Annotated in this window: 15 protein-coding genes; 10 read left to right on the top strand and 5 right to left on the bottom strand. The window is 59.3% G+C overall.

What is annotated here, in order from left to right:
* Positions 1–37 precede the first annotated feature (37 nt).
* Positions 38–409, top strand: a complete 372-nt coding sequence (locus LQK81_RS25690; RefSeq protein ID WP_230809260.1) for an EF-hand domain-containing protein — start codon at positions 38–40, stop codon at positions 407–409.
* Between the two features lie 83 nt (positions 410–492).
* On the opposite strand, the gene LQK81_RS25685 is transcribed toward LQK81_RS25690, so the two are convergent.
* The 4 genes from LQK81_RS25685 to LQK81_RS25670 form a co-directional block, all read right to left on the bottom strand.
* A complete protein-coding gene (locus LQK81_RS25685; protein ID WP_230809259.1) occupies positions 493–828 on the bottom strand; it encodes a four-helix bundle copper-binding protein in 336 nt (111 codons plus the stop codon).
* A 27-nt stretch (positions 829–855) separates the two neighbouring features.
* On the bottom strand, positions 856–1,254 hold the full coding sequence (gene copM, locus LQK81_RS25680; protein ID WP_230809258.1) for a CopM family metallochaperone: 399 nt from the start codon (positions 1,252–1,254) through the stop codon (positions 856–858).
* Positions 1,255–1,852: 598 nt separating this feature from the next.
* The gene (gene nirK / locus LQK81_RS25675; protein WP_230809257.1) at positions 1,853–2,920 is read right to left on the bottom strand and encodes a copper-containing nitrite reductase; all 1,068 of its coding nucleotides are present in this window, start codon (positions 2,918–2,920) and stop codon (positions 1,853–1,855) included.
* A gap of 193 nt (positions 2,921–3,113) precedes the next feature.
* Positions 3,114–3,902, bottom strand: coding sequence for a glutaredoxin family protein (locus LQK81_RS25670; protein ID WP_230809256.1), 789 nt, complete (start codon positions 3,900–3,902; stop codon positions 3,114–3,116).
* Between the two features lie 53 nt (positions 3,903–3,955).
* Here LQK81_RS25670 and LQK81_RS25665 point away from each other — a divergent pair, with 53 nt between their 5' ends.
* Positions 3,956–4,360: a MerR family transcriptional regulator gene (locus LQK81_RS25665; protein WP_230809255.1), complete on the top strand. Its 405-nt coding sequence runs from the start codon at positions 3,956–3,958 to the stop codon at positions 4,358–4,360.
* Between the two features lie 75 nt (positions 4,361–4,435).
* Positions 4,436–4,930 carry a c-type cytochrome gene (locus LQK81_RS25660; RefSeq protein ID WP_230809254.1) on the top strand — a complete coding sequence of 165 codons (495 nt, stop codon included), beginning with the start codon at positions 4,436–4,438 and terminating at the stop codon, positions 4,928–4,930.
* 37 nt (positions 4,931–4,967) lie between these two features.
* On the opposite strand, the gene LQK81_RS25655 is transcribed toward LQK81_RS25660, so the two are convergent.
* Positions 4,968–5,420, bottom strand: a complete 453-nt coding sequence (locus tag LQK81_RS25655; protein WP_230809253.1) for a YqaA family protein — start codon at positions 5,418–5,420, stop codon at positions 4,968–4,970.
* Between the two features lie 235 nt (positions 5,421–5,655).
* Here LQK81_RS25655 and LQK81_RS25650 point away from each other — a divergent pair, with 235 nt between their 5' ends.
* The 7 genes from LQK81_RS25650 to LQK81_RS25620 all read left to right on the top strand — a co-directional run bounded on the left by LQK81_RS25650 (position 5,656) and on the right by LQK81_RS25620 (position 11,426).
* Positions 5,656–6,033, top strand: a complete 378-nt coding sequence (locus tag LQK81_RS25650) for a hypothetical protein (RefSeq protein ID WP_230809252.1) — start codon at positions 5,656–5,658, stop codon at positions 6,031–6,033.
* Positions 6,034–6,126: 93 nt separating this feature from the next.
* On the top strand, positions 6,127–6,354 hold the full coding sequence (locus tag LQK81_RS25645; RefSeq protein ID WP_230809251.1) for a hypothetical protein: 228 nt from the start codon (positions 6,127–6,129) through the stop codon (positions 6,352–6,354).
* Positions 6,351–7,817: a TolC family protein gene (locus tag LQK81_RS25640; protein WP_230809250.1), complete on the top strand. Its 1,467-nt coding sequence runs from the start codon at positions 6,351–6,353 to the stop codon at positions 7,815–7,817. Before LQK81_RS25645 ends, LQK81_RS25640 begins: the two co-directional genes overlap by 4 nt.
* A 16-nt stretch (positions 7,818–7,833) precedes the next feature.
* Complete coding sequence (locus LQK81_RS25635; RefSeq protein ID WP_230809290.1) at positions 7,834–9,183, top strand: multicopper oxidase family protein; 1,350 nt, start codon at positions 7,834–7,836, stop codon at positions 9,181–9,183.
* Positions 9,184–9,222: 39 nt separating this feature from the next.
* The gene (locus LQK81_RS25630) at positions 9,223–9,699 is read left to right on the top strand and encodes a cupredoxin domain-containing protein (protein ID WP_230809289.1); all 477 of its coding nucleotides are present in this window, start codon (positions 9,223–9,225) and stop codon (positions 9,697–9,699) included.
* A gap of 22 nt (positions 9,700–9,721) precedes the next feature.
* Entirely contained in the window at positions 9,722–10,006 is a 285-nt protein-coding gene (locus tag LQK81_RS25625; protein WP_097135982.1) for a copper-binding protein, read from the top strand.
* 76 nt (positions 10,007–10,082) lie between these two features.
* Positions 10,083–11,426 (top strand): adenylate/guanylate cyclase domain-containing protein, encoded by a 1,344-nt coding sequence (locus tag LQK81_RS25620; protein WP_230809249.1) that lies wholly within the window; start codon positions 10,083–10,085, stop codon positions 11,424–11,426.
* Positions 11,427–11,926: the final 500 nt, after the last annotated feature.

Raw genomic sequence — 11,926 nt, 5'->3', positions numbered from 1 at the left:
AGCATGTCCAGCAGCCATGGGAGCAAAGGAGACGAAAATGATCCCGGGAAAACTGACACGCATTACAACAGCGGCCGCCATTCTTCTTTCAATCGGCCCCGCAACCGCGGCATTGGCCCAATCGGGCACTGACGCAACTCAATCCCAAGGCACGCAGACAGAGCATGGCCAGATGCCTGGGACGGCGATGGGCGGCAGAATGCAGGGAATGATGGGCGGAATGCCCATGGCTCCGATGCGCGGTCATATGATGAAAATCATGTTCGCCGTGGCGGACACGGATGGCGACGGCGGATTGTCCTTTGAAGAGGTCACGGCGGTCCATAAGCGGATATTCGACAGCGTGGACGCAAACGACGACGGCAAGGTCACACTCGAAGAAATGCAGACTTTTATGCAAGGCCAATGAAATCGGCGCGACGCGTGATGTCAACTGTACTCATGATCGGAACACGCGCCGCTTTGGCGGCGCGTGTTGGATCGTCGGCCTAGCTAGGCGGCCATTTCTTCGCAACTCGTCGCGCAGCGTCGGCACGCGTCCACGCAATTCTGCATGTCGCCGATACGCTCACAGTCGTCCGCACATTCAACACAGATTTCTGCGCATTCCCGGCATACATGCTTGTGATGCTCCGAGCCCAGGAGCATGAAATGCGCGGAGGTCCGGCAGATTTCCGCGCATGCCATCATAAGCTGGAAATGGCGCGGTTTCGTATGTTCACCGCCCATCTCCAGGCAGTGATGCATGGTTGCCGATAGGCATTCCCGATAGCAGGCCAAACAGTTGTCGATGCAGGTCTTCATCTCGGGTGACTGACTGTGATGCATAGCTCTTCTCCCGCTTTTCCAGTACGCCTACTGGGCATGCTCGTTGATCCACGTGGTCATCTCGTCGATTTCCTTTTTCTGGGCGTCGATGATCTTCTCAGCCATCGATTTGGCCTCTGCATCGTCGCCGAATTTCAGTTCGACCTCGGACATGGAGATCGCGCCCATGTGGTGGGCGATCATTCCGCACACGAAAGCAACATCGGGGTCTTTGGCCATCATCCCTTGCATCATCGCGGGATGCATTCCCCGCACACCCTCCATCATCGCCTTTTGATGTTCAGCCATGTCGCCCATCTGGATTTCGGGCATCTGCATGGCCTGACCCGTTGCCATGCACTTGTCCGGCAACGCCATCTGCGCGGAGGTAGGCCCGGCAACGGCCACGACGGTCACGACGAGGAACAATTTTGTCCAGGAAGTCATTTGAATCTCCTACGTTTTGTAACGGGGTATCAAAGTCAGCCAGGACCCTGTTTGGGCGGAGGATAGAGGCTCCTCGTGATCACGAAAGGCCGCTGAACCCTGGTGAATTGCGTGCCATGCCGAGAAGCGGCAATGTTCGGCAGCACCGGAACGAATGGGAAAAGCCAAGCGCACCGCGTGGGTTCGCAACAGTTGCCCGATACATGTCGCTCTGGGTGGTGCGATGAAACATCTTCGCATTGGCGCGCACCGTCGAAGAACGGAGCTGGCCCAGCGTGGTGGTAGAACGCCACCGTGAGTACCAGCAGGACAACAGAGCAGAATCTGCCGAATGCGTTGCAAGGTGACATTTTTGGCAACCACCGTTCTTCGGAGAACCGACTGGTGCCATGGAAGTTCCGCCACAACGCATTCAATCCGCGAATTCCGCGGGTTGAATGCGTATAGACCGATGAAATGGAAGGGAGGCGCTTCTCCGCAAGGCCCGGGGCGGTCTTCGAGAAGCACGCCAGGCAACTGTCTGACGCCGCAACCGGCTTGATCTACCCCTCCATGAGGTGCGAGGCATCCGCCCCGCCGCGATCTATGATTAAAAAGGTCAATGGGAGCTGTGCTCCGGTTCGTCAGTTCCAGATGAGACAGCCGTAAAAAGTGCCGGCTGGCTTTCCCCATCTACAACCAGCTTGCCGACCAGGCCGCGGGCCGCACGCGACAAGGCGTGGTCAACCAGGACGTACTCGCCTGGGACGTCCAGGGTCATGTCAACCACCGCCGCACCGCCCGGCGGCACAGTGATCGTCTGCACGTCTGCCAAGGGTTCCGTCGTCAGGGATGCAAGCTGGTAGGCCTTGTCAAAGATTTCACCGATGACGTGGAAACTCGAGGTCTTGTTCGGCCCTCCGACACCGAAATAGATGCGGATTGTCTCACCAACCCTGGCCGTCAATGCATTGCTGCCGGTCAGCGCGTTGGCGGCTCCATTAAACACGTAGTACTCCGGGGCTTCCGCCATCAGCTTCTCGAGGCTCTCGGTCAATTTCCCCTTGGAGCCATATGTTTGCGAAGTGTAGACCTCGCCCTGCATGACGTAGAATTCACGATCGACAGGCGGGAGGCCCTCCTCCGGCTCGACGAGGATCAATCCATACATGCCGTTGGCTATGTGGTGCGCGGCCAGCGGCACCGCACAGTGATAAACGTAAAGTCCTGGCTTCAGCGCCTTGAACGAAAACCCTTTCGTTTCTCCCGGCGCGGCGTCCGTCGCGACCGCTCCACCGCCGGGACCGGTCACGGCATGGAAGTCCACGCTATGGCGCTCGCTGCTATCAGCGAGATTCGAAAGCTCTACCTGGATCGTGTCCCCTACCCGCGCACGAACGAACGGGCCCGGGACTTTCTTGTTGAACGTCCAGTAGTGATAGGTTGCGCCATCGGCTAACCTTCCAGTCACCTCGACGGTATCCAGTTTCACCTTGATTGTTTCTGGGCCGCTCCTTGCTAGCGGCGGTGCCAGGTCAGTGGCCGCCCGGACAATATCGAGTGGAGCGGCCGCAGTCCCGTTCTCGGCCGGATGATCGTGGGAACCTCCGGCAAAGGCAGGCACAACTGTCGCCGTGATCAATGCCAGTGCAAGGCCTAAGGGGAAACGTCTGCGGAATTCGGTCATCGGAGAAATCCTGAACGGTGGTGTTGCCACCATTCAAGACCTCACGCGTGCGGCGATCTTTGAGCTAGCGCAAGCAATGCAAGTGCTCTCGAACTCGTGATCTGAGCCGGATTCGAAGTCCCACCGGCGGTTACTACCGATCGGTTATATTGCCTCGCCAAGGCATCTATCACCGATCGGTATGTTGAAGGTTCTACATGACATGTCCGACGGGAAGGCCCGCCGAAACCGCCGCCATCCAGATGGCCATGGCGATCATCATCAGGTTTTCCGTGAGCGAGATAAAGCCGAGCGGAACGTTGCTCGATCCGCCTACACACGCGCACTTCAGCTCCCGCTTGTCGATGTAAACGGCCTTGAAGACAGACGCGGCTCCCACCGTGCCGATGAAGAGCGCGACCGGGACAGACAGCCAGTTCAGCGCGCCGGCGATCATGAGGACTCCGGCGAGTGCTTCGGCATAGGGGTAAATGTAGCCGTAGGGAACCCAACGCTTGGCGAGCAAGTCGTAGTTCAGGAACATCGTCGCGAAGCTCTCGACGTTCTGGAGCTTCAGCATGGCGAGCGCGACCATCGAGAAGGCGATGAACCATTCCGCGGCACGCAGCGACAGCGGATTGCCGTCGACCGCGAAGCTGGCCGCCATTGCCATAAGGGCGGTCAGGGCGAACAAGACAATCACCGGACGATAGCTCGTGGCCTTGGGATCGGGCACTGATTTGCCAAGGAACCTGCGAAGGTCGTCGTAACCGCCGACCCTGTTTTCCCCGATGAAAACCTGCGGTGTGGTCGCCACGCCGTACTTTGCCTTGAAGGCGTCCGTCTCTTCGCGCGTCGTCAGATGACGGTCGTCCACTTCATAACCGGTTCGCTGCAGCAGGTCCTTGGCCTTCAATCCGTACGGACAGGTGTGGTCAGGCATCACCATGCGGTAGAGAACCGCGTTCCTCGAAAGATGTGCCGGGTTTGTCTTGTCCAACATTTCACGTCTCCTTCTTCTTGTGAAACCGTTGGCGAGACCATACGTTCCGTACCATGGTACGGAGTCAAGAGCCCATGGAAATGACCATCGGAAAACTCGCGGCAGCCGGACACGTCGGCGTGGAGACCATCCGCTACTATCAACGGCGGGGACTGTTGAACACTCCCCGGCGGGCGCTGGGAGTCCGCCGCTACGGCGAGGAGGATGTGCGGCGACTGCTGTTTATCAGGCAGGCGCAGACGGCTGGTTTCACGCTTGAGGAGATCAAGGAGCTTCTCGATCTCGATTCCGGAGAAGACAGGGAGCGAGCGCGGACCCTCGCAAGGAACCGGATTGATGCGTTGGACAGCAGGATCGTCGAGTTGGAGCGCGCGCGGCAAGCGCTAAGGCGGCTCGTCGGGGAATGTACCACAGGCAAGCCGGGCCCTTGTCCGATCCTGGCATCTTTTGATTTGTAACCCGACTGAGAAGGCTGGAAACATTTTGATCGGCATCAAACTGAGGACGTCGAACAACGGAAGGCATGCCCCGACGTGATCGTATTCGGCACGCGACGACAAGTGAACAGGGCGGCAGTGTTGCTTCTGGCCCTCTGGATTGGTGCGGCGGCAGCGGGCTTGCTATTGGCATGGCTTTCGGAATGGCGGCCGGGCGGCACTGCTTCCACCGTCGCGATCGGAAAGACGATCTATGCCGAGCGGTGCGCCGCCTGCCACGGCACCAACCTCGAAGGTCAGCGCGACTGGAAAACGCCGCTGCCGTCCGGACGCATGCCAGCTCCTCCGCACGACGCATCCGGCCATACCTGGCATCATCCCGACGGCGTGCTTTTCCGTATCACCAAGGAGGGTCCGGCGGCCGTCGTTCGCGGAGGATACCAGAGCGACATGCCGGGTTTCGAAAATATCATGAGCGATGACGAAATCCGCGCGGTGCTCACCTTCATCAAAGGCACCTGGCCCGAGCGGGAGCGGCGATACCAAGAAGAAATAAGCCGACGGGAGCGTGCGGCGACACTGGGAGGTTGATCGTGGTTCCCGCAGCAGAACGATTGAGCAGCCGGCTTCAAAATCCGAGAATTGCTTGGGCTCCGAGCGTCGCAACAGCCAGTACCACGTAGCGACCTGCCTTCGCGATGCTGACGAGGATGAGAAACGACCAGAACGGCTCGCGCAGAACTCCTGAAAGAACGGTCAACGCGTCTCCGAACAGGGGCATCCATGACAGCAGAAGCGACCACCGTCCAAACCTACGGTACCAAATCTCCGCTTTTTGCAGCTGGGCCTCTTTGACGGGAAACCAGGACTTGCCTCGGAACCGTTCGATGTAGCGTCCCAGCACCCAGTTGAGTGCAGCGCCCAGAACGTTGCCAATGCTCGCTATCGCAATCAACGTGACCGGCGTGTACCCGCCTGAAAGCAAAAGTCCGACCAACACCGGCTCGGATTGGAACGGCAGCACTGTCGCGGCACCGAATGCCGCCAAAAACAGCCCGACGTATGCGCCCCAGTCCAACATCTCTTGCAGCCGCTCCGATGAGTAGGATCGCAGTTAGATCAAATCCTGACGTTCATCAAATCGTGGTCGACATGAATTCGGGCTGTTGACCTTACCACGGTGGTAAGCAGTAATCCGGTAACGACTGTCCACAACGTAATGAGTCACCGGTGCGCTGGTGCCACATTGTCGGCCGAATGGCGTGGGAGTTTCGACTGACAATTGACAAGTTTTGGGCCAGTGGTAGTCCTCGGACATGGGTATGTTTCGAATCGCATTGTTGAAAATGCTGGTTCTGCTTCGCTTGGTGATCATCGCGTCACTGGCAGGCTATTCCATACCCACGGCGTCCGCAGCGATGCATGGCAGCTGGTCCAACGTCGACGTCGGCCAGCATCAGGATCACCATGCCACGGCAGACGCCCACCAGGACCATGGCGACCACCATTCGACAGCGGATAGCGACCAGAAACTCGACAAGCAGGAGTGCTGCAACGCATTCTGCGTCAGCCTGGCGATTGTGATTGGCACAGACGTTGTCGGCGGTCCACGACTGACGGTCGTCCGAGAGTACGTCGACGACGCGCAGTTTAAGAGCGAAGTCCTCCCGCTCCATCGTCCCCCCATTCTCTGATTAGGGTTTTCCCGTTGTTGCGGGTCTAACGCGCGATCGCGAGCGCAACTGCGCTCTGACCGCCGGAGCAATTCCCTTTTTTCGGATTTCACCATGAGACCATATTTTTACGTGGTCGCATTACCGCTCGTCGTCAGCGGATGCGCATCCACGTTGCCTCCAGAAGTTATCGCTTCCGGCGGATTTGAGGCTTCATCAGCCTCTGTTCGCCCCATCAGCTACGCCAGCCCGTTTTCGGGCTATAACCACAGGCAGCCAGTCGATCCGAAGCCTTGGCGTCAGCAGAACGATGCCCAGTCTCCTGAGGGAGGCGAATCATGACGCGAGCCAAGTTCAAACTGGTAGCCGCCCTCTTTCTCCCGCTGCTGGCGCTCGGCGGATGCGCCTCGACGGCCGAATACTCCGCGCAGGATGCGGGTTTTTCGGCCGTTTCGGCGAAGGCCGCCGAAAGCACGGGGAAACAGACGGTCTGGGTGCAGAATCAGCAGCAGGCGCGAGCGGTTTCGGCCCAAGTGAAGACATTGATGGCGAAAAAGACCATCGATGTGGAGACCGCCGTACAGGTAGCCCTTCTTAATAACAAGGGATTGCAGGCTGCCTATGCCGATCTTGGGGACTCGGCCGCCGACGCGTGGCAGTCGACCATGCTGCTCAATCCGACCGTGGGGATCGGCTTCAACGGAATCGGGACCCCGGGCCTGGAGGCGTTCAATTCGATCGAGGGGGTCATCGCCACCAACATCCTCGCCCTGGCGACCCACCAGCGGAACGTCGACATCGCCGACACCAACTATCGACGCGCCCAACTTGCCGCGGCTCAGCGGACGCTACAGCTCGCAGCAGACACGCGTCGCGCCTGGATAAACACTGTCGCGGCATGGGAGACGGTCGCCCAGCTGAACCAAGCACAGGCGGCAGCGGACGCAGCCTCAGAGCTTGCGCTGAAACTCGGTGAAACCGGTGCGATGACAAAAGGGAGCCAGGCGCGCGAGCATGTCTTCTATGCCGAACTCGCCGGACAGACGGCAAGAGCTAGGCTGGATGCGAGGCTTGCCAAGGAAGAACTGACGCGGCTGATGGGCCTCTGGGGCTCTGACATCGACTACCAAGTCGCCAATCGCCTCCCCTCGCTGCCGAAGGGCCTGATGAAGAAGGGCACGATCGAGGCCGAGGCGCTTCAACGCCGTGTCGATCTCCAGATGGCAAAGCTCGACCTTGATGCAACCGCAAAGTCGTACAAGCTCACCGAAGCCACACGATACGTCACCGACCTGGAACTGATCGGTGGTTTCGAAACCGAGCGAGAAAGGGAAGACGGAAACACGAAGCACCAGACAACGGCGATCGCCGAACTTGAATTCGTCATTCCGATCTTCGACAGCGGCAAGGCACGAATGCGCAAGGCTGAGCTGGCATACATGCGAGCCGCAAATCTCCTTGCCGAGAAGTCCGTCAACGTTCGCTCCGAGGCGCGCTCCGCCTATCAGGCATACCGCGCCAACTATGACATCGCGCGGCACTACCGAAACAATGTCGTACCACTGCGAACCAAGGTCGAGGAAGAGTCCCTCCTCACGTACAACGGCATGATCACCAACACATTCGAACTGCTCGCCGACAGTCGGGAGAAGGTCAATTCGATCCTTCTCGCTGTGAATGCAAAGCGCGACTTCTGGCTCTCCGAGGCAAACCTCGCTCCCGCGATCTACGGCGGTGGTGCTGGAGCTTCATCCGGAACGACGGAAGTTGCCGCAGCCGCCGACAGCGGCGGCGGCGGGCACTGAGAAAGGGGCCACCACTATGTTCAACAGAAGACAGATACTTGGCGCGGGCGCGGCACTGGTCTCCTCCACGGCCTGGGCGAAGACCTCCAACATGGGGCTGCCAGAAGCCGCGGTCATGGAAACAGCCGAAACGCAATTTCCGACGAGGCCGACCTCTGGCCCAGACTACACTCCAGTCGTCACGCTCAATGGCTGGACCCTGCCCTATCGGATGAACAACGGCGTCAAGGAATTCCACCTTGTGGCCGAGCCCGTCGAGCGGGAAATGGCCGAAGGCATGACCGCCTACCTGTGGGGCTACAACGGGCAGTCGCCTGGACCCACGATCGAAGCCGTCGAAGGCGACCGCGTGCGCATCTTCGTCACCAACAAGCTGCCGGAACACACCACCGTCCACTGGCACGGAATGATCCTGCCGTCAGGCATGGACGGCGTCGGCGGCCTGAGCCAACCGCATATTCCGGTCGGCAAAACCTTCGTCTACGAGTTCGACCTCGTGAAGTCCGGCACCTTCATGTACCACCCCCATTCCGACGAAATGGTCCAGATGGCGATGGGGATGATGGGCTTCTTCGTGGTTCACCCCAAGGACCCGAAGTTCATGCCGGTTGACCGCGACTTCGTCTTCCTGCTCAACGCATACGACATCGATCCCGGCTCCTATGTGCCGCGCATCATGGAAATGACCGACTTCAACATGTGGTGCTGGAACAGCCGCGTGTTCCCGGACATCAGCCCGCTCGTCGTTTCAAAGAACGACCGCGTGCGCGTGCGGGTCGGCAACCTCACCATGACCAACCACCCAATCCACATGCACGGTTACGACTTCGAGGTGACATGCACGGACGGCGGCTGGGTGCGGCCGGAGGCACGATGGCCGGAGGTCAGCATCGACATCCCGGTGGGCGCGATGCGGGCCTACGAGTTCGACGCCAAATATATCGGCGACTGGGCGATCCATTGCCACAAGTCGCACCACACGATGAACGCGATGGGGCACGACATTCCGACCTTCATCGGCGTCGACAAGAAGCAGGTTGCCGAGAAGATCAAGAAAATCCGCCCGGAATACATGCCGATGGGGACAGCCGGCATGGCCGACATGGGCGAGATGGAAATGGAGATTCCGGAGAACACCGTCCCCATGATGACCGGTTGGGGTCCGCACGGTCCAATCGAGATGGGCGGCATGTTCTCGGTCGTCAAGGTGAGAGAAGGCATCTCTGCTGGCGATTACTCCGATCCCGGTTGGTACGAAAATCCCCCCGGCACCCAGGCCTGGGAGTGGACCGGCGAACTGCCCGACACGACCAAAGCCAAAGACGCAAAGACCCAGATCACACCGAAACACTCGAACCACGGGTGATCTCGCATGCCAATGTTCAACCACTCAAAGGAACAAGCAATGAAAGCTGCAGTACTAGGATTTCTTTTCGCCGCGATCGCTTCCCCGGCGCTGGCCTCGGGCAGTCACGCAGGAGGGCACGGCGAAATGGCTGTCGGCGAACCCGGCACCAAGGCCAAGGCCACCCAGACCATCCGCGTCACGATGAAGGAGACCGACGACGGGAAAATGGTCTTCACTCCGTCGACATTCAAGGTGCGCAAGGGCCAGACCATCGTCTTCGCGATCAAGAACGCGGGCGAGCTGGATCACGAGTTCGTTCTCGACCAGGAAGACAAGATCATGGAGCACAAGGCCGTGATGGAGAAGTTCCCGGAAATGGAACACGACGATCCCAATGCGATCCGCCTCGCAGCCGGTCAATCGGGCGAAATCATCTGGAAATTCACAAACGACGGCACCTTCAAGATCGCGTGCCTGGTTCCCGGCCACTACGACGCAGGAATGCACGGCGACGTGACCGTCTCCAAAAAGTAATCAACCCGAAGGAGTTGCAGAAATGAAGTTGATCATCAAAGTGGCCCTCGCGTCCGCTCTTTCCCTTGCTACTGCTTACGGCACTCTGGCGGCGGAGTTCACCAAGGGGACGGTCAAGAAGGTCGATACGAAGTCCAAGAAGGTCACCCTGATCCACGAGGAACTGAAGGACCTCGACATGCCGGCGATGACGATGGTTTTCCGGGTCCAGGACGATGCGCTTCTCGAGAAGCTCACGGAAGGCGCGACTGTCGAGTTCGTGGCAGAACGCGTTAACGGCAAACTCACCGTGACACAGGTGAAATAGCCTCAACAGCGAGGCGCGGCCATCGGTAGCCGCGCCTTGCAACGCCTCCAATTTCCACCAAACAAAGTCCGCAGACATGAAGTCATCGCTCCACCCCGACTGGGATTCAGATCGGGAGACACGTTCGATCCTGTTGCGGTTCGTGGCGTTTTCGATTCTGGTTGCAAACCTCGTGCTGGGAGGCAACGAGGAAGCCATGACCACACATCTCGTGGTCGTTGTCGTCTACCTTGGCATCAGCGTGGCTTCTGTAGCCACCACCCGTTTCCTGCCACCCAACAGCTGGCTGAACACTTTGTTTGTCGTGTTGGACGCCCTGCTGGTTGCGCTGCTGTACGCGCACATTTTGGGCGGCCCAGTCAGCGAAAACCACAACCTGACCACATCCGGTCTCGTCGTTGCCTTTATCCTGCTCGTTCACATCGGCCTGAAGCTCGACCGGCGGCTGGTCCTCGTCTTCTCGGGCATCGTACTCACTTCTTGGGTAGCGATGTTGGCGATCACGGCTGCCCGCCACCCGGCTGATGACGTCGCCTCCTTGCTCGCTTCGTTCCTGAACCAGGACCTCGGGCTGACGGTCAGCTTCGGCTTCACCGCATTCGCGATCTATCTCCTGGCCCGGGATCACGACCGAACCCGGAGGGAGGCGATAAAGGCGGATCGACGACGCCTCAATCTCTCCCGGTTCTTCTCGCCGTTTGTTGTCTCGGAATTGCAGGAGCGTGGCGACGCTCTGGGATTGCAGCGCCGGAATGCGGCGATCATGTTTGTCGACTTGCGCGACTTCACAAGCTTCGCCGAGACCGCTCCCGCTCCAGAGTTGGCATTCGTACTTGGCGAGTATCGACAGCTTGTTTCACAAATCATTTTCGAGCATGGCGGAACCGTCGACAAGTTTATCGGAGACGGCGTCATGGCCGTCTTCGGTCATCCGAAACCAACCGAGGAAGACGCGGACCGCGCACTCGCATGTGCCCTCGAGCTCGTAGATGCCTTGAGCGACTGGAAGCGCCACAGCAACCGAAACGGCCTTCCGGCGCTGCATGCGGCTATCGGACTCCACTACGGTACCGTTGTTGGGGGCGTTTTGGACAGCGGGTGTCACAGCGAGTTCACCGTCATCGGGGACACGGTCAACGTAGCGCAGCGTCTGGAAACGATGGCGAAGTCACTCGCGACGCCCCTGGTCGTCTCGTCCGACGTGATCGCTCACCTGCACTCAACGGTACCGTACGCAGCTTGGGTAAAGCAGCCACTTGCCATGCTTCACGGCAGGCGTGAGCCCATCGATGTCTGGTACATTGATCGTCGCCATAGCGGGCGATTCGATCATCCCTATGAGACGGAAGGGCGGCAGACAGCGACCCAGAGATCAGACTTCCAATCGGTCCCACGGGCCAACGATGTGGACACAGCATAGTCCACCCCTCTGACCGAAACTTTGGCGGGATCGGAACACCTCACAAATGCCCGATGCCGGCCGGGATCGCTGTAGACGCCGCCGCTCTTGAAGTGCTTCTGCGACAGCGAAATCAGCACGTCGTAGTCGTACTCGGTCTGGTCAGACAGGCGATTGGCAACGAGGCCAAGGCTGACGACGGTGTCGCCCCCGAAATTCGCGGTATGGAAGATCAGGGGCTCCGCGGCAGTAGCGATCGAAGCTGAGAGCGCACCTGCAGAAAGGGTGAGTAAAAGGCTACGCATTCCCACCTCCCTTGGTTCAGCGGAGTTGATCATATCATAGCGGCGATAGGGCCACCGACATCATTTGCTCGCTCATCTCGCCGCTGCTGTGACTCTGTCAATCGGCATCGAAACGGGCCCCCCTATCGGCTCCCAAAAGGGACCCCTGCCTCTGGTTGCATCGGGTCAGCGCGCGTAGGCCCGGAGCTCTCCATTTAGCGCAGGGGCCTGCGGGCG

Origin of the sequence: Rhizobium sp. GN54, from assembly GCF_021026345.1 — a bacterium.
Taxonomy (GTDB): domain Bacteria; phylum Pseudomonadota; class Alphaproteobacteria; order Rhizobiales; family Rhizobiaceae; genus Mycoplana.
This window is presented reverse-complemented; position numbering and strand designations above follow the sequence as displayed.

What these genes read in the sequence shown, in the direction of transcription:
- LQK81_RS25665 (WP_230809255.1), top strand. Translation starts at nt 3,956, where the DNA reads ATGGTACGGAGTCAAGAGCCCATGGAAATGACCATCGGAAAACTCGCG.
- nirK (WP_230809257.1), bottom strand. Translation starts at nt 2,920, where the DNA reads ATGACCGAATTCCGCAGACGTTTCCCCTTAGGCCTTGCACTGGCATTG.
- LQK81_RS25650 (WP_230809252.1), top strand. Translation starts at nt 5,656, where the DNA reads ATGGGTATGTTTCGAATCGCATTGTTGAAAATGCTGGTTCTGCTTCGC.
- LQK81_RS25655 (WP_230809253.1), bottom strand. Translation starts at nt 5,420, where the DNA reads ATGTTGGACTGGGGCGCATACGTCGGGCTGTTTTTGGCGGCATTCGGT.
- LQK81_RS25620 (WP_230809249.1), top strand. Translation starts at nt 10,083, where the DNA reads ATGAAGTCATCGCTCCACCCCGACTGGGATTCAGATCGGGAGACACGT.
- LQK81_RS25645 (WP_230809251.1), top strand. Translation starts at nt 6,127, where the DNA reads ATGAGACCATATTTTTACGTGGTCGCATTACCGCTCGTCGTCAGCGGA.
- LQK81_RS25625 (WP_097135982.1), top strand. Translation starts at nt 9,722, where the DNA reads ATGAAGTTGATCATCAAAGTGGCCCTCGCGTCCGCTCTTTCCCTTGCT.
- LQK81_RS25630 (WP_230809289.1), top strand. Translation starts at nt 9,223, where the DNA reads ATGAAAGCTGCAGTACTAGGATTTCTTTTCGCCGCGATCGCTTCCCCG.
- LQK81_RS25640 (WP_230809250.1), top strand. Translation starts at nt 6,351, where the DNA reads ATGACGCGAGCCAAGTTCAAACTGGTAGCCGCCCTCTTTCTCCCGCTG.
- LQK81_RS25635 (WP_230809290.1), top strand. Translation starts at nt 7,834, where the DNA reads ATGTTCAACAGAAGACAGATACTTGGCGCGGGCGCGGCACTGGTCTCC.
- LQK81_RS25690 (WP_230809260.1), top strand. Translation starts at nt 38, where the DNA reads ATGATCCCGGGAAAACTGACACGCATTACAACAGCGGCCGCCATTCTT.
- LQK81_RS25685 (WP_230809259.1), bottom strand. Translation starts at nt 828, where the DNA reads ATGCATCACAGTCAGTCACCCGAGATGAAGACCTGCATCGACAACTGT.
- LQK81_RS25670 (WP_230809256.1), bottom strand. Translation starts at nt 3,902, where the DNA reads ATGTTGGACAAGACAAACCCGGCACATCTTTCGAGGAACGCGGTTCTC.
- copM (WP_230809258.1), bottom strand. Translation starts at nt 1,254, where the DNA reads ATGACTTCCTGGACAAAATTGTTCCTCGTCGTGACCGTCGTGGCCGTT.